General features: G+C 63.7%; 20 protein-coding genes and 1 pseudogene. 10 read left to right on the forward strand and 11 right to left on the reverse strand.

Annotated features, from left to right (window positions below; all coding sequences use genetic code 11):
- Nucleotides 1-275 precede the first annotated feature (275 nt).
- Complete coding sequence (locus tag IQ16_RS02225; protein ID WP_018644988.1) at nt 276-2,069, reverse strand: AIPR family protein; 1,794 nt, start codon at nt 2,067-2,069, stop codon at nt 276-278.
- Between the two features lie 492 nt (nt 2,070-2,561).
- On the opposite strand from IQ16_RS02225, the gene IQ16_RS02230 reads away from it, so the two are divergent.
- The 5 genes and pseudogenes from IQ16_RS02230 to IQ16_RS02260 all read left to right on the forward strand — a co-directional run bounded on the left by IQ16_RS02230 (nt 2,562) and on the right by IQ16_RS02260 (nt 11,233).
- Nucleotides 2,562-3,902, forward strand: coding sequence for an IS1380 family transposase (locus tag IQ16_RS02230; protein WP_145831169.1), 1,341 nt, complete (start codon nt 2,562-2,564; stop codon nt 3,900-3,902).
- 380 nt (nt 3,903-4,282) lie between these two features.
- Nucleotides 4,283-6,832 (forward strand): Ulp1 family isopeptidase, encoded by a 2,550-nt coding sequence (locus tag IQ16_RS46425; RefSeq protein ID WP_156902877.1) that lies wholly within the window; start codon nt 4,283-4,285, stop codon nt 6,830-6,832.
- A gap of 571 nt (nt 6,833-7,403) precedes the next feature.
- Nucleotides 7,404-8,306 (forward strand): annotated as a pseudogene (locus tag IQ16_RS02250) (YifB family Mg chelatase-like AAA ATPase); the annotation flags it as partial.
- Between the two features lie 112 nt (nt 8,307-8,418).
- Entirely contained in the window at nt 8,419-8,886 is a 468-nt protein-coding gene (locus IQ16_RS02255) for a hypothetical protein (protein ID WP_018646052.1), read from the forward strand.
- A 121-nt stretch (nt 8,887-9,007) separates the two neighbouring features.
- Nucleotides 9,008-11,233, forward strand: coding sequence for an ATP-binding protein (locus IQ16_RS02260; RefSeq protein WP_026312466.1), 2,226 nt, complete (start codon nt 9,008-9,010; stop codon nt 11,231-11,233).
- A gap of 139 nt (nt 11,234-11,372) precedes the next feature.
- On the opposite strand, the gene coaA is transcribed toward IQ16_RS02260, so the two are convergent.
- From coaA to hisB, 7 genes are all read right to left on the reverse strand, one after another.
- Entirely contained in the window at nt 11,373-12,329 is a 957-nt protein-coding gene (gene coaA, locus IQ16_RS02265; protein ID WP_018646050.1) for a type I pantothenate kinase, read from the reverse strand.
- Between the two features lie 21 nt (nt 12,330-12,350).
- A complete protein-coding gene (locus tag IQ16_RS02270) occupies nt 12,351-12,677 on the reverse strand; it encodes a phosphoribosyl-ATP diphosphatase (protein ID WP_018646049.1) in 327 nt (108 codons plus the stop codon).
- 78 nt (nt 12,678-12,755) lie between these two features.
- A complete protein-coding gene (gene hisF, locus IQ16_RS02275; RefSeq protein ID WP_018646048.1) occupies nt 12,756-13,529 on the reverse strand; it encodes an imidazole glycerol phosphate synthase subunit HisF in 774 nt (257 codons plus the stop codon).
- 3 nt (nt 13,530-13,532) lie between these two features.
- Nucleotides 13,533-14,270: a 1-(5-phosphoribosyl)-5-[(5-phosphoribosylamino)methylideneamino]imidazole-4-carboxamide isomerase gene (gene hisA / locus IQ16_RS02280; protein ID WP_026312465.1), complete on the reverse strand. Its 738-nt coding sequence runs from the start codon at nt 14,268-14,270 to the stop codon at nt 13,533-13,535.
- Nucleotides 14,267-14,917, reverse strand: a complete 651-nt coding sequence (hisH, locus tag IQ16_RS02285) for an imidazole glycerol phosphate synthase subunit HisH (RefSeq protein ID WP_018646046.1) — start codon at nt 14,915-14,917, stop codon at nt 14,267-14,269. The genes hisA and hisH overlap by 4 nt, the downstream gene beginning before the upstream one ends.
- Nucleotides 14,914-15,444 carry a DUF2628 domain-containing protein gene (locus IQ16_RS02290; protein ID WP_018646045.1) on the reverse strand — a complete coding sequence of 177 codons (531 nt, stop codon included), beginning with the start codon at nt 15,442-15,444 and terminating at the stop codon, nt 14,914-14,916. The genes hisH and IQ16_RS02290 overlap by 4 nt, the downstream gene beginning before the upstream one ends.
- Nucleotides 15,445-15,511: 67 nt before the next feature.
- On the reverse strand, nt 15,512-16,105 hold the full coding sequence (hisB, locus tag IQ16_RS02295) for an imidazoleglycerol-phosphate dehydratase HisB (RefSeq protein WP_018646044.1): 594 nt from the start codon (nt 16,103-16,105) through the stop codon (nt 15,512-15,514).
- 253 nt (nt 16,106-16,358) lie between these two features.
- Here hisB and hslV point away from each other — a divergent pair, with 253 nt between their 5' ends.
- From hslV to IQ16_RS02320, 5 genes are all read left to right on the forward strand, one after another.
- The gene (gene hslV, locus IQ16_RS02300; protein ID WP_018646043.1) at nt 16,359-16,919 is read left to right on the forward strand and encodes an ATP-dependent protease subunit HslV; all 561 of its coding nucleotides are present in this window, start codon (nt 16,359-16,361) and stop codon (nt 16,917-16,919) included.
- A gap of 181 nt (nt 16,920-17,100) precedes the next feature.
- Nucleotides 17,101-17,586: a GNAT family N-acetyltransferase gene (locus IQ16_RS02305; RefSeq protein ID WP_018646042.1), complete on the forward strand. Its 486-nt coding sequence runs from the start codon at nt 17,101-17,103 to the stop codon at nt 17,584-17,586.
- Complete coding sequence (locus IQ16_RS02310; RefSeq protein ID WP_018646041.1) at nt 17,583-18,200, forward strand: DUF2585 domain-containing protein; 618 nt, start codon at nt 17,583-17,585, stop codon at nt 18,198-18,200. The genes IQ16_RS02305 and IQ16_RS02310 overlap by 4 nt, the downstream gene beginning before the upstream one ends.
- Before the next feature lie 53 nt (nt 18,201-18,253).
- Nucleotides 18,254-19,558 (forward strand): ATP-dependent protease ATPase subunit HslU, encoded by a 1,305-nt coding sequence (gene hslU / locus IQ16_RS02315; RefSeq protein ID WP_018646038.1) that lies wholly within the window; start codon nt 18,254-18,256, stop codon nt 19,556-19,558.
- Between the two features lie 189 nt (nt 19,559-19,747).
- Nucleotides 19,748-20,872: a hypothetical protein gene (locus tag IQ16_RS02320; RefSeq protein ID WP_020608034.1), complete on the forward strand. Its 1,125-nt coding sequence runs from the start codon at nt 19,748-19,750 to the stop codon at nt 20,870-20,872.
- Nucleotides 20,873-21,033: 161 nt separating this feature from the next.
- Here IQ16_RS02320 and IQ16_RS02330 read toward each other — a convergent pair whose 3' ends face one another.
- The 3 genes from IQ16_RS02330 to IQ16_RS02340 are packed head-to-tail and all read right to left on the reverse strand — an operon-like array spanning nt 21,034 to nt 23,841.
- Entirely contained in the window at nt 21,034-21,624 is a 591-nt protein-coding gene (locus IQ16_RS02330; protein ID WP_018646034.1) for a Smr/MutS family protein, read from the reverse strand.
- On the reverse strand, nt 21,621-23,156 hold the full coding sequence (mltA, locus tag IQ16_RS02335) for a murein transglycosylase A (protein WP_018646032.1): 1,536 nt from the start codon (nt 23,154-23,156) through the stop codon (nt 21,621-21,623). The genes IQ16_RS02330 and mltA overlap by 4 nt, the downstream gene beginning before the upstream one ends.
- Nucleotides 23,134-23,841 carry a Tim44/TimA family putative adaptor protein gene (locus tag IQ16_RS02340; protein ID WP_018646031.1) on the reverse strand — a complete coding sequence of 236 codons (708 nt, stop codon included), beginning with the start codon at nt 23,839-23,841 and terminating at the stop codon, nt 23,134-23,136. The genes mltA and IQ16_RS02340 overlap by 23 nt, the downstream gene beginning before the upstream one ends.
- Between the last annotated feature and the right edge of the window lie 371 nt (nt 23,842-24,212).

The following is a 24,212-nucleotide window of genomic DNA, read 5'->3' on the forward strand; positions in this document are numbered from 1 at the left end:
CGCTCTGCAGGGATTGGGGGCTTGGATGACCGCAGGACCCACCGAGACACCAAACCCGCACCGCCGACCGCCAAGAGGATCCATCCGGGGCGGGCTCTCCGCCATCAGAACGGCAGGAGCCGCATCGACCAGAGCATCGGCGGAAACAACCAGCCAAGGAACACGTCAAGGCGGCCCTGAAATCCGGCCGGGGCTTGAGGCCAAAAAGGGTACCCGCCGAACGAGGCTCAGCGATAGGAGACCCGCTGCACTACGAGAGGGATCCACCGCGGCGATTAATGGGCGGATCCTGCGGCAGCGCGGCCCTTTGCGACGCCGGCCACGTATGCCGTTATGTGATTGAAAAACGCGTTGCTCTTTAGCAGCACGGGCCAGCTCTTATCGGCCTTGTCTTTGTTGTTCTTGGCAAAGTCGATGATATGGAGCAAGTGCGCGCGAATTAGCTCGTCTGCCTCCATGCTCACGATTTTAGAGATGTCCTTTAGAGCCGTCTTTCTAATCTCAACTAGTTCCCTGTAGATTGTGCCGCAGATGAACAACGAGCATTGCGGGATCACTTGGTGCATCACGTCGCTGTGTTTCTGCGCTAGAGGCTCTCCTAGAATGGGTTCATAAACAGTCTTCAAGTTAGTCGAAGCCTGCGCTTTCCGCCTGATTGCGGTGAACCGCTTCACAAAATCGTCAAGCCTTTGCTTCAGGTCGTGAGCGATCACGATTTTCTCTGCGGTCATGTCACCGGAAAAGATGCGCTCGTAGTAACCGCCATCTTCGACCGAGAGGAAAATCTTCTTCACGTTCTTCTTCGCGATTTCCGGCTGGCCGTAAAATGTAGCGGTGTAGGCTTGCGCGCCGTCCTTTAGGCGAATGATGCGGCCGTCAAGATGATGGCCAATACGCCGCTCAAGAGCCACCCGCTCGGTGTCCGTCAAGCTAGTCAGTTCTCCCTCTCGCCGTTCCAGCAACCACCCAAGCGAGGCAAGCGCATGATCTAGTTGAACGACGCGCTGATCGTTCGACCGCAGGAAGCCGGTGCCAACTTGGTTTTGGTTGTTTTGATTGACTGCGACATCGTTAGCGAAGTCCTTGTGACCACTTGACGTAATTGCTCTCGCTGGAACGATAACGTCTGACTTCAGCTTCCTTTTTTCGAGGGCTCGATGCAGCGCACGGATCGTTTGGCCACCGTTTACGACCTGAGCCCTCTCCAAGGTCAAGGTCTTTTGGAAAACGTCATAGAACGCTTTCTCACACAGGAACGTCACACCATTATTGAAGTGAAGGAAGTTAACAGAACCATCGCCCGTACACGTAGCCTCGATTGATCTGTTGGTAGCCGTATCGCGTTGATCAACCCGGATATTCCTCTGTAGCAATCCCTCTCCGTGTTGCGCGTACAGTTCGGCCAACGTGTTTCCAGGAATAGAGAACAGGTAGCAATCCGCAATGCCGGATCGTTGGGTGTAGGGAGTTACAGGAACGTCAAGTCGCAGCGGATCCTTAACAGCCGGAAGGGAGTGCTGGTAGAAGCGCTCTTGAAGGATTTCGATAGGTTGTTCATCCCACTCAATAAAGCTATCGGCGGCACGGCCCTTTAACGCCGTGACGAATGTGTCAAGTTTGAGCTTTGCCTCGGGAGCCAGCCCAGCGCCACTGCTAACGAAGTGAATGCGGTAACCGTTTGGGACCTGCTGATAGAGTTCCTCAAGTCTGGCCTTGAGATCAGGATTTGCTACCGCCTCGTGCTTTCGGTTCAAAATCAACCCCAAGCCAGAGATGACCTTATCTACGTCGCCAGTCGGGATCCCCTTGTCGATGCTCTGCGGGTTTTTGAATTGATAGAAGTGGACCAACTCATCATCGTCGATCCACAGAGCGTCGATGCCCAGATCCCCGCCACCGTCGCAGAACACTTCCTCGACGTCTGCGTCCATGAAATCATGGAGACGATTGAAATACCAATACAGGAGGGAATGGCCTCGCTCTGTAAGGCCATGGTGATCGGATAGCGTCTTGCACTCGGCCTCAAGTTGCTCCTTGAACAACGACAGCAGCGGATTGACGGCGGTCATGGGGTTCCTCTAGTGACGGCTTACAGTCGGGGCTAGCCCGTCTTATTCGCGAGAGGGCGCCTGAGAGGCTGGCGAGCGTGGTGTAAAGCGCTGATGCGGCGTAGGATTCGGTTGCGAAGCCACCCCATCACCTTCAACCGCGAACGCCACGCCCGCCATGACCGATGATACGATTTCAGACCACTATCGAGAAGCAAGAATTCAACACAAATAAAACCTCTGCCTCGCGCTCGATCTCTTCATGCTTGATAGTCTCGTTTCGGAGGCTGATCACCTACCGCGTCTAATAGGCCGCTCGCGCCGGTTTCTTTGGACGCGGCACGACCGCGACTCCACGTTTCGGCACAGAAATGATCGGGAGTCACTCAATCTTTCTTCAACTTAACCCGTCTTATTCGTAAGAGTGCGCCTGAGGGGTAAAGCGCTGATGCGGCGTAGGATTCGGTTGCGAAGCCAACCCCATCACCTCCAACCGCGAACGCCACGCCCGCCATGACCGACGATACGATTCCGCCCTTCTCGTTTCCAGCCGTTCACGCCAAGAAAGTCACAGCTGCCTTCGATGGTGGGCGCCTAACCTCGAACGGGGGCGTGATGCTTCTGGCGATGGCCGAGCGGCGTCTCGGTTTGGCCGACAATCTGGCCCGGGTGTTCCCGGATCGGCGCGATCCGACGCGGGGCGTGCACAGCCTGGTCGATATGTTCCGCGCGCGCATGTTCGCGATCTGCTGCGGCTACGAGGACGCCGACGACCTCGATCATCTGCGGTCCGATCCCGCATTCAAGCTGGCCTGCGGTCGCCTACCGGACACGGGCCGGGATTTGTGTTCCCAACCGACGCTGTCACGCCTGGAGAATGCGCCGCGCCTGCGCGACGTGATCCGGCTGACCTACATTTTGGTCGACGCATGGATGGATAGCTACCCGCGCGAGCCGGCATCCGTCACGCTCGACATCGATGATACCTGCGATGTCGTCCACGGCCATCAGCAGCTCTCGCTGTTCAACGCTCATTATGACGAACGCTGCTTCCTGCCGATCCACGTCTACGACACGGAGAAGAGCCGGCCCGTGGCGGTCGTGCTGCGGCCCGGCAAGACGCCGGGCGGCGTCGAGGTGCGTGCCCTTCTGCGCTGCCTGGTACGGCATATCCGGACGCGGTGGCACAACACGCGAATTACGTTCCGTGGCGACGGGCACTATGCCCGGCCGGAGGCCATGGCGTGGTGCGAGACCAACGGCATCGACTACATCTTCGGTCTGTCCGGTACCAAGCCGCTCGCCAGCGTCGACGAGGTCGCCGACGACATCCGCACCCGACGCGCCATCGAGAACCTGCCGGTTCTGCGTGGCTATACCGAGACGCGCCACAAGGCAAAGTCCTGGGATCGCGAACGGCGCACCGTCGCCCGTATTGAGGCGACGATGCTCGGCCTCGACATCCGTTTCGTCGTCACCAGCCTCGATGTCGGCTCGGCCGAGTGGATCTACGACAGCCTGTATTGCGCGCGCGGCCAAGCCGAGAATCTGATCAAGCTGCATAAGACGCAGCTCGCCTCCGACCGCACCAGCTGCCGTTCGGCGCTCGCCAACCAGGTCCGTCTCGTGCTCCATACGGCCGCTTATTGGCTGATGCTGACCGTGCGCGACGCCATTCCCAAAGCCCGGGAATTGGCCGCTGCCGAGTTCGCGAGGCTGCGTCTTCGGCTCTTGAAAATCGCCGCCCGTGTCGTCGAGACCACGAGCCGCATTCGCCTTGCGTTTGCCGCGGCATGTCCCGAAGCCGACCTGATCTGCGGCTTGCCCGGCGCGCTGCTGCCGCTCGGTCCTTGACCGGCGGGGCGTCCGCCCCCGTTCGCCCAACCCATCCCTCAAGCGCGTTGCAAAGTACCGGTCGTCAGGCGGCGAAAAGCCGAAGGCAATCCTGTGCGCCTCGTCAGACAAGATGTGCGGCCGCATCAATCGGGCCCAAAAGCCGCACTCTCACGAATAGGACGGGCTAAGACGCACCCGCGCACCCCTTTTAGAGGGCCGCCCCTCAAGACTGCGGTGGGGGCCATGTTGGGCGCGCCCTACCGAGCCGTAAGGTGCCATACAGACGCACCCCGGGCAAGCCGAGCAACATCCTGCCGCGGCTCTACGCGGCCTCGTCAGCTTCTCGAAAGCTCGCGCGACTATAGGTCTGCTCAAGTGATCTTGGACGTGAGGCTAGCGTGGACCGGCAGAACTTTGATCCATCCAACGTAACAGCTTGGTCGCAAGTGCAGCACGACGTCTCGGAAGAGACGCACGCCGGCCAGGCCGGGCAAGAGGGCTTTGAGCAGCACTTGGCCGAGGCGCGCCCGCCTGATCCGGCTCCTGTCTCTAGGGGGGCGAGCCGGAGCCACCATCCCAATCTCTCTACGGAAGATCGGGACATTATCGACAAGGCGATTGCTCAATATGCAGGTCCGCGAAAACCGACAACGGTCTATCAGTATGCTCGAGGACTCCGTCGATTGATAAACGACATCCGCGGTCGTGGCCAATCGACCGATCTAAGGGATCACCAATCCCTGGCCGAGCACGCCAAAGCTTACTTTCCGTCAGACAATGCTATCGTAACGGGGTTGAACATCCTTCGTGCGTATTATGAGCCGGGCCATGTAGCTTATGGCGCGCGACGCGCTGCCCCCTCAGCGGAAGACGCCCTTCTCATAGAGCATCTGACTAATCCCGGCGGACTCAACGAGAGTTCCTTTGGTTTATATCAGAATGCTCTTCGCCAATTTTCTGACAAACTCAAGGGCAAGGGCCAGACGATATCTGAACTGGATCAGGATTCGCGAGTCGCGTTCGCTCGTAGGTTGCTTCCGACGCACGCAACTCTCATCTCCGCGTTGGGGACGTTGGGTGACCAGCTCGACGCGAAACAAGTTTCAGGTCCGGGCGGCCCTCGGGAAGCCGGGGGCGATGGTGTCCCGTCGCCCAGGTCAGGCGGGGTTCCGGCGGAAGTCTGGGGCCTGTTCGATGATGAGGCCGAGGAGCCGCCGGCCGATCCATCGGAACTTGAGCGGCTGGAGCATGAGCTTCGCGGGGAAATTCAGGGACGGCTAGGCGACCACCCCGCTCAGCCGCCCTTCTCCGTAGAGCCAGAGGGATTCACGTTTAATCCAGAGTCCCCTCCTGCGAAAGTTCGCCGATTGCTGGATGATCATTCCGCCCTGCCGCAAGTCTTCGTCAATCCAAACGACCTCAATGCAGACGCTGGCGTGCTGATGCGGGCTTCCCTCCACGAATTGGAGAGGCAGCCCACAATGCAGCAGAGCGGGCATGAACAACCTGCTGCACCGAGCAGGAGCAGCGTCCTCCCGAGCGGGGACAACCGACCGACCAGCTTCGTGATCAACACTGACCGTTACACGGCGTTGTTGGTGCCCGCGGGGATGACCAGGCAGAGCTTCCCGCTCCATCCTCGATCGGAAAACGCTCCGCAGCCCAGCGCGCCGTCGGGGAATCAAGCCTCGCCAGCACTGCCTTCACGCAGGATGGAGCAAGCCGCGCCGGCGTCCGACCGGGCTGAGGCGGTGTTCCCAGCGCTCGGCGAGACTTTTGATGCGTCTTTGTCCGCTCCCGAGGACTTCTCCCACGGCACCCAGCCTGCGCCGGGTATGATGCGGTCCAGGTTGGGCCGCTGGGGTCAGTTTCCGGATGTGGCAGAGCGGGTAAAGACCTACGACATTCGCGGTGAACGCTATACGGCCGTGTTGGGACCGGGAGGGCCCGATGATGTTCGGCTCATTCACCTGCGGTCTCCCGCTGTCGGCGATACATTCGATGTTTCGTTCGCCGTTCCCAAGGATTTTTCTCATCGCACCCAGCCGGCGCCCGACATGATGCTGTCCACGTTGGGCAAGTGGGACTTCTTGCCTGTCGCGGAACATCCAATCATGAACTACGAGATTGGCGGCGAACGCTACACGGCCGTTTTGGGACCGAAAGGACCCAACGACGTTCACCTCATCCATCATCCTCAAGTTGCTGATGAAGCTGCGCCAGCGGCACCGTCAGACGTCTACAACGTCCTTGATTTGCCGTCCACACCGGAGGAGCTGCCTGATTACGCGAACTATCTGTCGGCGTTCCCGCGCATACACTCCGGTGCCGAGATCGGGGCGTCGGGTCCGGCGGCCTCATCCCACGACCGTAGCGGGCGGGCTCTCGACCCCATGCAGTGGCTGGGCGACGAGCATATCCAGAGGGACTACGAGCTCCTGACGCAGGAGTTGCAAATGAATGATCCGAATCTTGCCGCCCGAACGCGGTTCGTCGATCCTCTCATTGCCTTTCGGTTGAGTTGGGGCGCCGAGCGCGACGCGCTCAGCGCATTGCAGCGCATCGTCTATGATCATGACAATGATGTAGCCGACTTCCTATTCCTGCCAGTGACCGATGCCAGTCCAACCCATCCTAACGGCACCCATTGGTCGCTGCTACTCGTAGATCGCTGCACGCGAGGAGTGCCGGTCGCCTATCATTACGATTCCGTCGAGGGACACAATGACGAGCCCGCAGAACGGCTCGCAGAACGGCTGGGCCTGACTCTGCAGCGAGCCGGAATGGCCCCGCAGCAGAACAGCTATGATTGCGGCGTGTTCGTGGTGGATGGCACACGGGAGCTGGTTCGACGATTGGCGCAAGGAGAGCGGCCACAAGCCGAGCCGCTGCACCTCGACAACCTCGTCGCCAATCGGCAGGAACTCCGGGACCGGCTTAGGGGTTGATGGCGATGCGCCCGTCCGGTAGGCGTGTCGATCTCCAGGGTTTTCGGCGGCGTTTCAGGACCGGCCGCTGTCGCCGCGAGCAAGCGCACGAAATCAGCTGAATGCAGGAGGACCTGTAAGGGTCGACGCCGTTAAAAAGGCAGTGAAGAGGGTTCACAACGCCGCCAGCGGCTATAAAAGCAAATCGTGCTGTGCGTCGGGCCGGCGGGTGGTTCCTGGAGAGACCATTCTGCCGGAGTTAGTTCAGCGCGAATCGTGACGAATTATTGCGATCACCTGCAGGGTGCTGCCTGCTACAGCGCGGAAGACGGCAAATCATGGATGTCCTAGCTAGCACCTTAGTTCCACTGCAACCAAGCGCAATGCCCGAAAAGTTTAGACAGCCGCAAGATAACCGCAGTGACACAACGTGCGACAGCTAGGGGAAGCACACTGCTTGCGACACGTCGGCGGCGGCTGCGCCCTTTAAGCCGGACATTCGAAATTGGGGGGCCGGGGTCAACTAAAAAGGGGCCCCAGTGCGCGATAGGGGACCCGCTAGAAAGTCCCGTTTTCCCATTGACGAAACGACATGCTGATGATCGGCGCGCCCGGCGCCGGCAAGTCGATGCTGGCCGCGCGCCTGCCCTCAATCCTGCCACCGCTGTCGCCGAGCGAGTTGCTCGAGGTCTCGATGATCGCCTCCGTCGCCGGCGAGATCGAAGGCGGCGCGCTGACATCGCGGCGGCCGTTCCGCTCGCCGCATCATTCCGCCAGCATGGCCGCGCTCACCGGCGGCGGCATGCGCGCCAAACCCGGCGAGATCTCGCTCGCGCATCAGGGTGTGCTGTTCCTCGACGAGCTGCCGGAGTTCGATCCCCGCGTGCTGGATTCGCTGCGCCAGCCGCTGGAGAACGGCGAGGTCTCGGTCTCCCGCGCCAATCACCGCGTCACCTACCCTGCACGCTTCATGCTGGTCGCGGCGATGAATCCCTGCCGCTGCGGCAACGCCTTCGAGCCCGGCTACGCCTGCAAGCGCGGCCGCATCGATCGCTGCACCTCCGACTACCAGTCCCGCATCTCAGGCCCGCTGATGGACCGCATCGATCTGCGCATCGAGGTGCCGGCCGTGACCGCCGCCGACCTGATCCTGCCACCGCCGGCCGAAGGTTCGGCCGAGGTCGCAGCACGCGTAGCGGCGGCGCGCGACATCCAGCTCGCGCGTTACACTGATGCGGGCCTGCCCAACATCCGCACCAACGCCGAAGCGCCCGCCTCCGTACTGGAGGAGATCGCGAAGCCCGATGCGCAAGGCGCCAAGCTGCTGCGCGATGCTGCCGAGACCATGCGGCTGTCGGCGCGGGGCTATCACCGTGTGCTGCGGGTGGCGCGGACGCTCGCCGACCTCGATCACGCCGACAGGATCGGCCGGTTGCATCTCGCCGAGGCGCTGTCCTACCGCGCACTCGCGGAGGATGTGCGCCAGCTCGCCTGATCATTCTGCGCATCAACCCCGCGGTAACGAGTTTCCTTTACGCTCTGCAAACCATAAGGCCCGACGAGTTTTCCAAAGGGCAGTTCCCCAAGGGCTTGGCGAGTAGAGTGTCATGTTGCGTTTCAAGATCCTGGCCTCCGTTGTTCCCCTGCTGGCGGCTGCGGTGTTTGCCCGCGGCGAGATCGGATCGGTCTCGCATCCCTGCATCGCCCTCGGCGAAACCTCTGTCGAGCTGACATCCCTGTTCTGGACAGCCGGCGTCCACGTCGCCTTCACCGACGATCCGGCGCGGGCCACGGTCAGGGTCCAGATCACCGATGACGCGGACGCTGCGGACTTCGCGGTGGTGGACGACGGTCTCGGTTCCGAGACGGACTCCTGCCAGGCCAATCCGGCAAACCGCCTCGTCACCATCGCGGCGCAGCCGGTCGATGGCGGCCCGGTCATCTATCTCTCGACCGACGGCCCCGCCGATTACCGCATCTATGTGCGCTCCAGGACGTTCTCGCAGCGCGAGGCCGCGGCCCTGATCGTCGGCGCCCATAACGGCCACCGGCCGTTCCAGGCCGCCTCGCTCTGAGGCGTTAACACCTCGTCAACCTTGTTTGGAGGCAGAACCTAAGCCTCAAGCTGTTCGCAAGGTCGGCGCGACATCGTCGCATGCAGCGGCGGTGGGGTTTCGGACAAGAGTCGGGGTGGCGATGGGTCGGACGTTCCGGATCAAGGTGCGCATGCGCCGCTTCAGGCGGCAGCATCCCCGTATCGCCTTCGCGATCCGCTCCTTCATGATCTTCTCGGCGACGTTCGGCGGCGCCTATGGCTTCATCGCCGGCAGCCGGGCCGAGAAGTCCGGCTACGATCCCAACGCCTTTGCGATCGGGGCGAGCTTCCTGTTCGCCCTCGCCTGCCTCGGCCTTGCCACGCTCAGCATGCGCTTGCGCTTCGTCAACAAGCGGCTGCGCACCCTCGCCGTCCACAACGAGGCGCTGATCGACCGCAATTGGGAGCTGAAGGAAGCCGAGGAGCGCGCGCGCAGCCTGTTCGAGCAGCAGGGCGATCTGATCGTGCTGCGCGACCATCAGGGCCGCATCACCTTCGCCAACGACGCCTATTGCGCACTCGCCGGACAGGCGCGCAGCGCACTGGTCGGCACGCGCTTCGATTTCGACGTGCTGGAGCAGGGCGACAGCGCCCGCGAAAGCAACGGCACGCGCATCCACGACCAGAAGATCACCACGCCGCTCGGCGCGCGCTGGATCGCCTGGCGCGAAGGTTACGTCCGGCTCGACGCCGGCCAGGCGGCCGAACTGCAGAGCGTGGGACGCGACGTCACGGATCGCACCGAGACCGAGCGCGCGCTGTCGGAGGCGCGCGACCAGGCCGATGCCGCCAACCGCGCCAAGTCGCGCTTCCTGGCAATGGCCTCGCACGAGATCCGCACCCCCCTGAACGGCATCATCGGCATGGGCGGCCTCCTGCTCGACACCCATCTGACGCCGGAGCAGGCGACCTATGCGAGGGCGGTGAAGACTTCGGGCGAAGCGCTGATGGCGCTGATCGAGGAGCTGCTCGACTATTCCAAGATCGAGGCCGGCAAGCTCGATCTCGAGCAGCGCCCGTTCGCGCTCTCGACCCTGATCGAGGAGATCACCGAGCTGCTGGCGCCGCGCGCGCAGGCCAAGCAGCTCGAGATTGCCGCCTATGTCGACGAGCGCCTGCCGCTGGAAGTCGTCGGCGATGCCGCACGACTGCGCCAGGTGCTGCTCAACCTCACCGGCAACGCCATCAAGTTCACCGCTCACGGCGGCGTCGCGCTGATCGTCGAACCCGGCATCTGGCCGAACGAGATCAGCTTCCTGGTCCGCGACACCGGCATCGGCATCGCGCCCGAGGCGCAGCAACGCATCTTCCGCGAATTCGAGCAGGCCGACGAGCGTGTCGCCCGCACCTATGGCGGCACCGGGCTTGGCCTCGCCATCAGCGAGCGCATCGTCAAGCGCATGGGCGGCCGCATCACGCTGACGAGCGAGCCGGGCAAGGGGGCGACCTTCGAGGTCGCAGTGCCGCTCGCGCCATCGCACGGAAGCGCGGGGCAGACGACGTTCCCGAGCCCTGACCTCACAGGCAAGTCGATCCTCGTGATCGCCGAGGGCATCGAAGCCTCGCTGATCGCGCGGCGCCTGGAGCGCTGGGGCGCTCAGACCTGCCTGGTGACGGACGCCGCTGTCGCGGAAGCGCTGCTGCCGGAACGCTCATGGCACGCGGTGCTGGTCGATCGCGCGATCGGTCCCGGCATCGCCGACCGGTTGGGCGAAGCCGCCCGCGCGCATGCGCCACAACGGCTGGTGCTGCTGACGTCAAGCTCGCGCCATGAAAAGCTCTCGCCGGCCTTCACCGGCTTCCTGGTGAAGCCGCTGCGCGCCGCCTCGCTCGCCGCACGCCTCACGCTGACGCCGGAGATCCCCTCGCCCGACCTCGCGCCGGAACCGCCGGCTGACTCCACGCGCGCTGCGCCGGCGAAAGGCCTGTCGATCCTCGTCGCCGAAGACAATGAGATCAACGCGCTGTTGATGCGCTCGTTGCTGACAAAGCTCGGCCACCGCGTCGTCATCGCGGTCCATGGCGAAGCCGCACTGGAATCCTGGCTGGCCGCTAGCTCGGCCGGCACGCCCTACGATCTCGTCTTGATGGACATCCAGATGCCGCAGCTCGACGGCATCGAGGCGACCAAGCGGATCCGCGCCCATGAGGCCACGACCGGCGGCCGGCACACGCCGATCCTGGCGCTGACGGCCAACACGCTGGTGGAGGATCGCTACGCCTGCTTCGAGGCCGGCATGAACGGGTTTCTGATCAAGCCGCTCGATCGGGACAAGCTCGACGAGGCGCTGGCAGGGCTGGCCGCGTCACGGCATCTGGCGGTGTAGCGGCAATCGACGCTGCCGTAGGGTGGGCAAAGCGCAGCGTGCCCACGCATCGTTCGACAGCAGGCACAGAGCGTGGGCACGGCGCTTCGCGCCTTTGCCCACCCTACGGCACCGCAGCCTGCAGCTACGGCACCGCGGCCTACAACCTTCGCAGCGCCACGCTCTCCACCACGTGATCCGGGCCCTTCTTCAGGATCAGCGTCGCGCGGGGACGGGTGGGCAGGATGTTATCCTCGAGATTGGCGAGGTTGGTGCGCTCCCAGATCGCGGTCGCGGTCGCGGTGGCTTCCTCGTCCGACAGCAGCGCGTAGCGGTTGAAGTAGGATTTTGGATTGGTGAACGCGGTGTCGCGCAGCGCCAGGAAGCGCTTGATGTACCAGCGCCGCAGCGCCGCCTCGTCGGCGTCGATATAGACCGAGAAGTCGAAGAAGTCGGAGACGACGGGCACCGCCTTGCCGTCGCGCGGCAGCTTGCCGGTCTGCAGCACATTGACACCCTCGACGATCAGGATGTCGGGCTGGTCGACCTCGGCCCACTGGCCCGGGACGATATCGTAGGTCAGATGCGAGTAGACCGGCGCGCGGACATGGCGGCGGCCGGACTTGATGTCGGAGAGGAAGCTCAGCAGCAGCGGCAGATCGTAGCTCTCGGGGAAGCCCTTCTTCTGCATGATGCCCTGCCGGTCGAGCACGGCGTTCGGATAGAGGAATCCGTCGGTCGTGATCAGCTCGACCTTCGGCCGCGGCGACCAGCGTGCCAAGAGCGCCTGGAGCACGCGGGCCGTGGTGGACTTTCCGACCGCGACCGAGCCGGCAACGCCGATGATGTAGGGCACCTTGCGGTCGCGGATGTTGAGGAACTGGCGCTCGGCATAATAGAGGCGCTGCATCGCATCGACATAGATCGAGAGCAGGCGCGACAGCGGCAGATAAATGTCCTCGACCTCCTGCAGGTCGAGGCGATCGTGCAGCGAACGCAGCCGGTCAAACTCGCCCGGCTCCAGCGTCATCGGCGTATCGTCGCGCAGGCGCGCCCACTGCTCGCGCGTATAAATGCGGTACGGATTATACTGTTGCTCCGGTGCGCGGATATCCATCAAGCGACCTCTCCACCTCGGCTAGTTGCCGCTCTTGCGCGACGCCTTCTCTTCCAACCCTGACATGTTCGTCCGCTTGTCCAGCGCGGCTTCGACTTCTTCCAGCTTTACGCCGCGAGCCTTGAGCAAGACAAGGAAATGATAGAGCAGATCAGCACTCTCGGCGATCAGATGCGCGCGATCGTTTTCGACTGCTGCGATTACGGTTTCGACTGCTTCCTCGCCGAACTTCTTGGCGCAATGCTCGGCGCCCTTGTCCAGCAGCTTGCGGGTATAGGAGGCCTCGCCGCCGGAAGCCGCGCGGGCGTCGATGGTCTCGGCCAGATCGTGGATCGTGAAACGCGACATCGGACTTACTCAGAAACACATGAAGCCACGGAGGCCATTCCCCGCAGGCTAATGTAGCATTTTTACGAACGGGAGTCGTCAGGCATCGAGGCGCATGGGCAGCCCGCGCCTGGCCATGTGCTCCTTGGCTTCGCGGATGGTGAATTCCCCGAAGTGGAAGATCGAGGCGGCCAGGACGGCCGTGGCGTGCCCGTCGCGGATACCGTCGACGAGGTGGTCGAGATTGCCGACGCCGCCCGAAGCGATCACGGGAACGGGAACGCTGTCGGCGATCGCCCGGGTCAGCGGAATGTCGAAGCCTTGCCGGGTGCCGTCACGGTCCATCGAGGTGAGCAGGATTTCACCGGCGCCGAGCGAGACCACTTCCTGGGCATATTCGATCGCGTCGATGCCGGTCGAGTTACGGCCACCGTGAGTGAAGATCTCCCAGCGGTCGCCGCCCGGGCGCTTGACCCGCTTGGCGTCGATCGCGACCACCACGCACTGCTCGCCGAATTTTTCGGCAGCTTCCTTGACGAATTCGCGCCGCGACACCGCGGCGCTGTTGATCGAGACCTTGTCCGCGCCGGCGCGCAGCAGCGTCTTGATGTCGTTGACCTCACGCACGCCGCCGCCGACGGTCACGGGCATGAAGCAGGCCTCCGCCGTGCGCCGGACCACGTCCAGCATGATGCCGCGGTTCTCATGGGTCGCGGTGATGTCGAGGAAGGTCAGCTCGTCGGCGCCGGCGGCGTCATAGGCGATCGCGGCTTCGACGGGATCGCCGGCATCGCGCAGATCGACGAAGTTGACGCCCTTGACGACACGGCCGTCCTTGACGTCGAGGCAGGGGATCACGCGCACCTTGAACATGTGTCAGCTCCTGCGCGCGTCGCGGATCAAGGTGAGGGCGGCAGTGGGATCGAGCCGACCATCGTACAGCGCGCGGCCGGCGATCGCGCCGGCGAGCTTTTTCGCCCGCGGCGTCAGCATCGCCTTGACGTCCTCGATCGAGGCGAGGCCGCCGGAGGCGATCACAGGGATCGAGATCGCGTCGGCGAGCGCGATGGTCGCCTCGAGATTCAGGCCCTTGAGCAGGCCGTCGCGCGCGATGTCGGTGAAGATGATGGCGGCGACGCCGGCATCTTCAAAGCGCTTTGCGATCTCCAGCACCGTGACTTGCGAGGTCTCGGCCCAGCCTTCGACCGCGACCTTGCCGTCGCGGGCATCGAGGCCGACGGCAACGCGGCCGGGGAATTTCTTCGCGGCAGACTTCACCAGTTCAGGATCGCGCACCGCGGCGGTGCCGATGATGACGCGGGTGATACCCTTGTCGAGCCAGGCTTCGACGGTCTTGAGATCGCGAATGCCGCCGCCGAGTTGCACTGGGATCTTGATCGTCTTCAGCATCGCCTCGACGGCCTCGGCGTTCACCGGCTTGCCGGCAAAGGCGCCGTCGAGGTCGACGACGTGGAGATATTCAAAGCCCTGGTCGGCAAAGCTCTGCGCCTGGGCCGCGGGATTGAGGTTGAAAACGGTCGCGCGCGCCATGTCGCCTTGCTCGAGGCGCACGCATTGGCCGTTCTTGAGGTCGATCGCAGGAAAGAGAATCACGGTTTCCATCGCAGGAAGTTCGAGATCAGGGCCAGGCCGAAACGCTGACTCTTCTCGGGGTGGAATTGGGTGCCGATGGCGGTGTCCTTCGCGACGATCGCGGTGACAGGTCCACCGTAGTCGGCGCGCGCGAGCACGTCCGCCTCGCTGGCGGGGTTGAGGTGATAGGAGTGCACGAAATAGGCGTGCTGGCCCTTGGGGCCGAGCGGCAGCTTGTTCAGCACCGGATGCTCCCTGAGCACCTCGAGCGTATTCCAGCCCATGTGCGGGATCTTCAGGCTTTCGTCGCGCGGCGTGATCTTCTCGACGTCGCCGCCGATCCAGTTCAGGCCTTCGGTGATGACGTGCTCCTTGCCGCGGCTCGCCATCAACTGCATGCCGACGCAGATGCCGAAGAACGGCCGCGCCTTGACGCGCACCGCTTCGGTGATCGCCTCGACCATGCCGTTGACGGCATCAAGACCGCGCCGGCAGTCGGCGAAGGCGCCGACGCCGGGCAGCACCAGACGGTCAGCCTCGTAGGCCTGATCGGGATCGCTGGTAACGAAAACCTTTTGCGGATTTTCGAGGCTCCGCGCGGCGCGCTCGAAGGCTTTCGCGGCGGAATGCAGATTCCCGGAACCGTAATCGATGATGGCGACGCTCACCTTGACCCTCCCGGTTCTGGAAACAATCCAATGATGCCGCCGGCCGGAATCGGCGGCGGGTTCGAAAATTGCTGGCCCGGCACGCCCCGGGTCGGCGGCGGGCCGCCGCGATCGACGGCCCATTGATCGTTGACGATGCCGTGCTGCTTCTGGCTCCAGCGCTCGAAGAAGCGGCGCTCGGCCGTGTCATGGTCGTCGGCGATGACGATGTCGAGCTGCCGCCACTTGCCGCGCGACAGCGTCCAGCGCCGCAGGCTGGAGGCCTCGAGTCCCGTCAGCAGCGCGATGACGAGATCGGCGAGGAAGATCGAGCTGCGGCCGAGACCCAGGCTGGAGAGTCCGGCATGGAAGGCAGCGATGAAGATCAGCCAGCCGATCAGCACCAGCCACAGCCGATTCCACAGCAGCCAGAACGGGCCGAAGATCATCGCCCAGAAATGGAAGCCGTCGCGCACGAAGACGAACTTGTCGGTCGCGCGCAGGTCGGCTCCGCCAGGGAAGGGAGCATGAACTGTGTAGGCAGGCATGGCGATGCCCCGTTCTCGAGAATTGAGTAGATGCCGTCGGCGGCCTTTCGCCGCCAAGACGGAAATGTCAGCCGCCGAGCGAACCCTTGGTGGACGGGATTTCGCCCACTGCCTTCGGATCGATCGCAACGGCAGTGCGCAGCGCCCGCGCCAGACCCTTGAAGCAGGACTCGGCGATATGATGGCTGTTATCGCCATATAGGGTCTCGACGTGGAGAGTCACGCCGGCGTTGATGGCGAAGGCCTGGAACCACTCGCGCACCAGCTCGGTATCGAACTCGCCGATCTTGTCGCGGGGGAAGTCGGCCTTGAACACCAGGAACGGGCGGCCCGAGATGTCGATGACCACGCGCGACAGCGTCTCGTCCATGGGCATGTGCACGCCGGCATAGCGGGTGATGCCCGCCATGTTGCCGAGCGCCTGCCTGACCGCCTGGCCGAGCGCGATGCCGGTGTCTTCGGTGGTATGGTGATAATCAATGTGCAGGTCGCCCACCGCCTTGACCGTGAGGTCGATGCGGGAATGGCGGGCGAGGAGATCGAGCATATGGTCGAAAAAGCCGATGCCGGTCGCGATATTGGCCACGCCGGTGCCATCGAGGTTCACGGAGACCTCGATGTCGGTTTCCTTGGTCTTGCGCTTGATCGTCGCGGTGCGCATTGAAAGCTGGCTTTCGCTTCTATTTGAGCATGATCTTTCCCGGAAAACCGGTGCCCACTTTTCCGGATCATGCTCGGGGGCCGAAAACGCCAGTCTATTAACAGCCAAATGACACCTTCGCTACTGCGGGAACGGCTGGCCGGGCCTCTACTTCTGCCTATGGTGAGCGAAATTCGGCCCGGAACGGCCCGTTGTACGCAGGTTGTCCCCTTGGCCCCGACCGCCTAAATCAGGCCGGACAGTGAGGTATTTCATGCAGGACTCCCAAAACAGCTCGCCGGGCTGGCACGGCACCACGATTTTGACGGTCCGCAAGGGCGGCAAGGTGGTCGTCGGCGGCGACGGTCAGGTCTCGATCGGCCAGACCGTGATCAAGTCCAACGCCAAAAAGGTCCGCAAGCTCGGCAAGGGCGACGTCATCGGCGGCTTCGCCGGCGCCACGGCCGACGCCTTCACCCTGTTTGAGCGGCTGGAAAGCAAGCTCGAGCAATATCCGGGGCAGCTGACCCGGGCCGCCGTGGAGCTCGCCAAGGACTGGCGCACCGACCGTTACCTCAGGCGATTGGAGGCCATGATGATCGTGGCCGACAAGGACGTCTCCCTGGTGCTGACAGGCACCGGCGACGTGCTCGAGCCCGAGGCCGGCGTGATGGCGATCGGCTCCGGCGGCAATTACGCGCTGGCCGCCGCGCGGGCCCTGCTCGACACCGACAAGGACGCCGAGACCATCGTCCGCCGCTCCCTCGACATCGCCGCCGACATCTGCGTCTACACCAACCGCAACCTGACCATCGAGAGCCTGGCAAGCGGGTAGGGTTGTGATTGAACAGCGGAGCTCCGAAGCCGGTGTAACCTCTCCCGCTTGCGGGGGAGGTCGGCGCGAAGCGCCGGGTGGGGGCTCTCTCCACTCAGGGGCTGTCCCGATGCAGAGACACCCTCTCCCCGACCCTCTCCCGCAAGCGGGAGAGGGAGGGCACCACCGCCGTGGCTGCTAGATGATCGCCACCTACACCTTCCGCCCGATGACCGCGGCCGACCTGCCGTTGATCCGGCGGTGGCTGGGCGAAGCCCATGTGCGGGAATGGTGGGGCGATCCGGACGAGCAGTTTGCGCTGGTGAGCGGTGACCTCGATGAACCCGCGATGGACCAGTTCATCGTCTTGGCCGGCGACAGGCCCTTCGGCTATCTTCAGTGCTACCGCCTGACCGCCTGGAATACGGGCTTTGGGCCGCAACCGGAGGGCACGCGTGGCATCGACCAGTTCATCGGCGAGGGCGACATGATCGGGCGGGGCCATGGCTCGGCGCTCACTCGCGCGTTCGTCGACGAGCAGTTGCGGCACGGCCTGCCGCGCATGGTCACCGATCCGGATCCGCTCAATGCGCGCGCGATACGCGCTTACGAGAAGGCCGGCTTCGTTCGCGACCGCATGGTCGAGACGCCGGACGGGGCCGCATTGTTGATGGTGCGCGAGCCATGACGCTGGCGCACGCGCAGGAGAGCAAGGTCGCATTTCCGCCGCTCGCCTGGGCCGGAATCGCGCTATCGCTGCTGGCGCTGCAAGCCGTGATCCTGTTCGCGATGGGGCGCGTGCCGATCTGCACCTGCGGCTATGTCAAGCTCTGGCACGGCGTGGTGAACAGCTCGGAGAATTCCCAGCACATCGCCGACTGGTACAGCTTCTCGCACGTGCTGCACGGTTTCCTGTTCTACGGGCTGACCTGGCTGCTGTTCGCGCGTCTGCCATTCCTCACCTTATCGTGGCCGGCTCGGTTGATCATCGCCATGCTGATCGAGGGCGCCTGGGAGATCGTCGAGAACTCGCCCTTCATCATCGAGCGCTACCGCGCCGGTACGATCTCGCTGGACTATTACGGCGACAGCATCGTCAATTCGGTGTCTGACAATCTGGCCATGATGCTCGGGTTCCTCGTCGCGCGCGTGCTGCCGGTATCTGCGACCGTCCTGCTCGGCCTCGCCTTCGAGATCATGCTGGCGCTCCATATTCGCGACAATCTGACGCTCAATATCCTGATGCTGATCCATCCGATCGAGGCCGTGAAACAATGGCAGTCGGGCCCGCCGATCATCTGACGGCCGAAAAAAGCGGCTTGTCCCGGCCCGCATCTGACCCTAGCTAAGGTGCCATGACAGACTTCTCCCCCCGCGAAATCGTTTCCGAACTCGACCGTTTCATCGTCGGCCAGGGCGACGCCAAGCGCGCCGTCTCGATCGCGCTGCGCAACCGCTGGCGGCGGCAGCAGCTCGAAGGCTCCTTGCGCGAGGAGGTGCTGCCGAAGAACATCTTGATGATCGGCCCCACCGGCGTCGGCAAGACGGAAATCGCGCGACGTCTCGCCAAGCTGGCGAATGCGCCGTTCCTGAAGGTGGAAGCCACGAAATTCACCGAGGTCGGCTATGTCGGCCGTGACGTCGAGCAGATCGTGCGCGATCTCGTCGAGGTCGCGATCGCCCAGGTCCGCGAGAAGAAGCGCAAGGACGTGCAGGCGCGGGCGCAGCTCGCCGCCGAGGAGCGCGTGCTCGATGCGCTGGTCGGCGCCAATTCCAGCGCGGCGACGCGGGAATCCTTCCGCAAGAAGCTGCGGGCCGGCGAGCTCAACGACAAGGAAATCGAGATCGAGACGCAGTCGTCCGGCGGCGGCATGCCGATGTTCGAGATCCCGGGCATGCCGGGCGCGCAGATGGGCGCGATCTCGATCGGCGACATTTTTGGAAAGCTGGGCGGCCGCAGCAAGACGCGGCGGCTGACGGTGGAAGGCTCGCACGAGATCCTGGTCAACGAGGAATCTGACAAGCTGCTGGACACCGAGCAGCTCACGCTGGAGGCGATCAGCGCGGTCGAGAACAACGGCATCGTGTTCCTCGACGAGATCGACAAGATCTGCGCCCGCGACGGCCGCGTCGGCGGCGACGTCTCGCGCGAGGGCGTGCAGCGCGATCTCTTGCCGCTGATCGAGGGCACCACGGTCTCGACCAAGCACGGCACGGTCAAGACCGACCACATCCTGTTCATTGCGTCGGGCGCCTTCCACGTCGCCAAGCCGTCCGACCTGCTGCCGGAATTGCAGGGCCGTCTGCCGATCCGCGTCGAGCTGCAGGCGCTGACCCGCGACGACATGCGGCGCATCCTGACCGAGCCCGAGGCCTCGCTGATCAAGCAATATGTCGCGCTGCTGCAGACCGAGGGCGTGACGCTCGACATCACCGACAGCGCCATCGATGCACTGGCCGACGTCGCGGTAGCCGTGAATTCAACCGTCGAGAACATCGGCGCGCGGCGGCTCCAGACCGTGATGGAGCGGGTGCTGGACGAGATCTCCTTCACCGCCCCCGACCGCAGCGGCGAGACCATCAAGGTCGACGCCGACTACGTGCAGAAGCACGTCGGCGACCTCGCCAAGAATGCGGATCTGAGCCGGTTCATTTTGTAGTTCGGTAGAGATCAGCTATCTATCCCGCTGTCGTCCCCGCGAAAGCGGGGACCCATAACCACCAGCGGTCCTTGTTGAAACAGATGGCGGCTCCGATCCCGGCACAAACGACCGCCTGTGGTTATGGGTCCCGGGTCGCGCTTCGCTTGCCCGGGACGACGGCGGAGGTTGACGCGCGCCGGGTGCCACGTGCCCGCTAGCATCCTGCAAAACCCCTGGCGGCTCCTGCTCGCGATCAACGCCGCCATCATCGCCGGCGTGTTCGTCCACAAGATCCAGCTGCCGCCTTACGTCCCCTACATCCATCTCCTCGTCGACTACCATCTCGGCTTCATCAAGCGCGCGCTGATCGGGGCGATCGTCGCGCTGTTCACCGACCAGGTGCCGGTCTGGCTGGTGTTCGCGCTCGGCGGGGCGACATGGCTGGTGACGCTTGGTCTCTATGCAAGACTGTTCCAGCGAACGTTCGGCTTCACCGCGAAAACGCTGCCGCTGTTCGTCTTCACCGCGGGCTCGCCGTTCTTCCTGAAGAACTTCATGCACACGCTCGGCCATTTCGACGTCTATGGCTGCGCGCTGGCGATCGTCCTCCTGCTGATGCCGGCAGGTTCATTGCTGTTCGTGGCTGTGGCCGCGCTGTTCTCGATCGTGCTGGTGCTGATCCACCACATCCATCTCTTGATGTACGTGCCGACGATCATCACCATCGTGGTGATCAGGCACTACCTCACGTATGGCAGCAGTCGCGGCAACGTCGCATTCGGCGTGATCGCCCTCGCCCTTGTCTCCGCACTGTTCTTCGCCGCGCAATTCCTGGGAACGATGCCGATCCCCGAAGCGGACTTCGTCGCGTATCTGAAGACCCGGATGGCCGATCCGTCCCGCACCGACCTCTTGCAATTCGCCTGCATCTGGTATCAGCCGCTGGCGAAGGAAATTTCGGACACCTGGGGCCGCCTGCCGCACAACATCCTCGGCCTGCCCGTGTTCGCGCTGCTGATCTGGTTGCACACCCCGCTGTGGCGTTTCTTTGCGAGCCTGATCGGCGCGCTCGCGAGCGAAACGCACCGCCGCCTCGTCATCGCAGCACTGATCGGCGTCAGCCTCGCCTATCTCGTGATGTTCGCGATGGTGTTCGACTATTCGCGCTGGATCTCGAACTGGGCGGTCTGCATGGTCCTGATCCTGCATGCGGTGAAGATGCTGCCGGCAAAGCAGGAAGCTCCGATGATTCCGATCGAGGATCGGAAGACAAATATCTTCGGCCTGGTCATCACCCTGATCCCGCGCGTCGGCATCGTGCGGCCGTTTTAGACGATGCGCTCCCTCTCCCGCTTGCGGGAGAGGGTTGGGGAGAGGGTGTCTCCGCGGGCGAGAACCCCCAAGAGGAGAGAGCCCTCACCCGCCGCGCTTCGCGCGACGACCTCTCCCGCAAGCGGGAGAGGTTGCACCGAGCTCGCCGCTGTCAGAACTCTCTAGCCTCTCGCCCGCCTGATCCGCACATATAGCGCGCCCTCGCCGCCATGGCCGATATGGGCGGTCTCGAAGCCGACGACGAAGGCGCGGAATTCCGGCAGGCTCAGCCATTCCGGCACCTGGCGGCGGAGCACGCCGCTTTCGTTGCCGCTGCGTCCCTTGCCGGTGATGACGAGCACGAAGGTCAGCCCGTCATGATGGGCCCGGTGCAGGAAGCCGGTCAGCGCGCGATGGGCACGCATCTGGGTCATGCCGTGCAGATCGAGCCGCGCCTCGATCTCGCGGCGACCGCGCGACAGTTTTGTGCGCTCGCGCTTGCCGAGCGGCGCCAAAGGCGGAACAGACGGTTTTGCGATACGCGGCGCCGGGGCTGCGGCAACCGGTCTTGCCGCCGGCGCAACCCGGGACACCTGGACCACGGGCGAAGGCCCGGCGGGCGGCGCAGCATGCGCCTTGGCCACGCGATGCTTCCTCAGCGGCTTGACCTGCTTTGCGACCGTCTCCCACAGCGCGCGCTCTTCCTCGCTCAGCGCGCGGCGGCGCGGCGAGGGGCGAGGCTCCAGCACGGGCGGACGGGACGATCGCTTCATTGCTGCCGATGGGGACGATTCTTCAAAGGCCGCCGCGGCTCAGGGACAGGCTCGATCGCGGGACGCGGCACCGGTAGCGGCACAGGCCCGGCGATGGCAACCGTTTCGTTCTTGCCTTGCGCCGCGGCGGGCGCCGCAGCAGGCGTGCCCGTCTTGGCCGGATCGGTTTGCGGAAACAGTTTTGCGATTTTCTCCGAGGGACGCGGATCCGGTATCGGCAGCCGCGCAGCGCGCGTCACAGGATCGAGGCTCTTCGGGACCAGCATGACAAAATGCATGGGATGGCGCAGCCGCCCGGAGACGCGGCCGGCCTCCTGCCCGGCACCGAAATACAGATCCGCACGCGCGGGGCCGATGATGGCTGAGCCGGTATCCTGCGCGATCATCAGCCGGTGAAACGGCGTCTTCGAACGTTCGGAGTCGATCGGCAGCTCGCCCTCGATGAAGAACGGCGTGCCGTAGACATGCAGCGACTTGTCGACCGCGATCGAGCGTCCCGCCGTCAGCGGAATGCCTTGCGCGCCCACCGCCTCGTCCTTGTCGGAGAGGTTGACCTCGCGGAAGAAGATATAGGCGCGGTTCTGGCGGCGCAGCTCCTTGGCGCCATCAGGATTCTGCGCCATCCACTCCCTGATCTTCTGCATCGACATCTCCTCTTTCGGAATGATGCCGCGCTCGATCAGGATGCGTCCCACCGCCGTGTAGGGATAGCCGTTATAGGCGTCGTAGTTGAGCCGGAGCGTCGTGCCGTCCTCGAACTTGATCCGCGCCGAGCCCTGGATCTGCGCGAACAACAGATCGGTCGGATCCTTCAGCCAGGCGACCTCAAGGCCGCGACCGGCGATCTTGCCGTCTTCGATCTCGCCGCGGTCGTAATAGGGCACCAGCTTGCGGCGCCCGATCTTGCGGTAGACCGGGCCCTTGTTGGGCAGGCTGACGGAATCCTGCTTGTAGCCGCGCACGAACAGGTTGGAGGGCCGGCGATAGACCGGGACATTGAAGACGTCGGTCTGCGTCCGCGATCCCTCGAGCACCGGCTCGTAATAGCCGGTGACGAAACCATCGGGCTCCCCTAAGCGGGAGATGCGCAGCGGCGCGAAATTCTCCTCGAAGAATGTCTTTGCCTTGGCGTCGTCGGCAAGCTCGAGCGATTTGGCGACCCGGCAGGGCTCGCTGAGCGATGCCCCCAGCGCCTTCGCCTCGGGCGCGCCGGTCTGCGCATTGATCGACTTGCAGCTGGCGCGAAATGTCTTGTAGGCGGCGAGATGATCGTCGTCGCCCCAGCCCTTCACGTCGGCCCAGGCCAGCGGCAGATATTGCGCGCCTGAGATCTCGAACGGCAGGGGAAGCTGCGGATAGGGCAAGGCCCGCGGCGGAGCGGCGGCCAGTTGCGGGGCGTGGTGATGATGGCTGCGGTAGTGGCGCCGCGCCGCCTCGGCGCCGAGCGAAAACGATGACAGCACGACGACACCCGCGCAGAGCGCCGTCGCGCTGTTCTTCAGGAAGATCTTAATTCGCGCTTCCGGTGCCAACCAGCTTCCAGTTCGGATCGCGAGAGGTGGTGTCGCGGGCGAAAGTCCAGATATCGGTGATGTCGGCAACCGTGTCGGCGCTGCCATCGACGATGTTGCCGGCCTTGTCACGGGTCGCCGAGATCATCTGCGAGACGAAGCGGATCGTGAGCTGCGCGGTGCGGTCGCGCATCTCGGCGCCGACGAGCTCAGCCTTGTCGATCGAGACGAAGCGCGTCTCGGTCTTCTGCTCGTTCCTCTCGCGCTCCTTGATCGCGGCGTCGAAGCTTTCATAGACCTCCGACGACAACAGGTCGCGCAGCGCGCGGCGATCGCCATTGGCAAAGGCCAGCACGATCATCTCATAAGCGCCGCGAGCACCCGAGATGAAATGACGCGGATCGAAGGTGGAATCCTTCTCGACGATGGCATCGAGACCCTGCGCCAGTGCGGTGCCCGGTTCAGTCAGACCCTTCCAGCGGTCGCTGGGCGCGGTTGGCTCGGCCGTCGGCGCCAGCGGAGCCTGGTCGATCACCTTGCCCGGCATGGTCACGACGTTCTTGTCCTGGGCACCCCCCAGCGCATTACGGGCGGCAGTGTGATCGAACGGCGGCCGCTCGTTGCCCGTGCGCTGCCCCAGCACGCTGCGCAGCCTCAGAAAGATGAAGACCGCCAACGCCAGGAAGATGATGGTGTAGATGTCCACGTCGTATTCGCTTTCTGGTCTTTGCTCTGGGTCTTCGCTTCGGGGTCGTTGCCGGGAAAATCAATCCGGCCAGTAGACCGTTCCATACGGAAACGGCAAGTCTACATCACCATTTTAGGTCCGCGCGTCTGGTCCCTGGGATGTAGGCACGAAATCTTGCCCGGCCAATGGCGCCTTTTGGCACAGAGGCGAGTGTAGCGCGTTTTATCCTTAAGGGGAAACCCGATCCTGGGCGGAAATCGCGTATCTTCAATCGTTTAAGGCGCGATTTCGGCGAAAGGCCGCCCTGAACGTCATAGTTGCGGGCACGATCAGGATTCCCATCCGGGACCGTTCGTCCTTGTGGAACGAGGCGGCCCTATGTTAGCCAA

Origin of the sequence: Bradyrhizobium huanghuaihaiense (genome assembly GCF_007830635.1) — a bacterium.
GTDB lineage: Bacteria > Pseudomonadota > Alphaproteobacteria > Rhizobiales > Xanthobacteraceae > Bradyrhizobium > Bradyrhizobium huanghuaihaiense.

Coding starts and splice junctions, on each gene's coding strand:
- IQ16_RS02225 (WP_018644988.1), bottom strand. CDS start 2,069: ATGACCGCCGTCAATCCGCTGCTGTCGTTGTTCAAGGAGCAACTTGAG.
- IQ16_RS02230 (WP_145831169.1), top strand. CDS start 2,562: ATGACCGACGATACGATTCCGCCCTTCTCGTTTCCAGCCGTTCACGCC.
- IQ16_RS02255 (WP_018646052.1), top strand. CDS start 8,419: ATGTTGCGTTTCAAGATCCTGGCCTCCGTTGTTCCCCTGCTGGCGGCT.
- IQ16_RS02260 (WP_026312466.1), top strand. CDS start 9,008: ATGGGTCGGACGTTCCGGATCAAGGTGCGCATGCGCCGCTTCAGGCGG.
- coaA (WP_018646050.1), bottom strand. CDS start 12,329: ATGGATATCCGCGCACCGGAGCAACAGTATAATCCGTACCGCATTTAT.
- IQ16_RS02270 (WP_018646049.1), bottom strand. CDS start 12,677: ATGTCGCGTTTCACGATCCACGATCTGGCCGAGACCATCGACGCCCGC.
- hisF (WP_018646048.1), bottom strand. CDS start 13,529: ATGTTCAAGGTGCGCGTGATCCCCTGCCTCGACGTCAAGGACGGCCGT.
- IQ16_RS02290 (WP_018646045.1), bottom strand. CDS start 15,444: ATGCCTGCCTACACAGTTCATGCTCCCTTCCCTGGCGGAGCCGACCTG.
- hisB (WP_018646044.1), bottom strand. CDS start 16,105: ATGCGCACCGCGACGATCAAGCGCAAGACCAAGGAAACCGACATCGAG.
- hslV (WP_018646043.1), top strand. CDS start 16,359: ATGCAGGACTCCCAAAACAGCTCGCCGGGCTGGCACGGCACCACGATT.
- IQ16_RS02305 (WP_018646042.1), top strand. CDS start 17,101: ATGATCGCCACCTACACCTTCCGCCCGATGACCGCGGCCGACCTGCCG.
- IQ16_RS02310 (WP_018646041.1), top strand. CDS start 17,583: ATGACGCTGGCGCACGCGCAGGAGAGCAAGGTCGCATTTCCGCCGCTC.
- hslU (WP_018646038.1), top strand. CDS start 18,254: ATGACAGACTTCTCCCCCCGCGAAATCGTTTCCGAACTCGACCGTTTC.
- IQ16_RS02330 (WP_018646034.1), bottom strand. CDS start 21,624: ATGAAGCGATCGTCCCGTCCGCCCGTGCTGGAGCCTCGCCCCTCGCCG.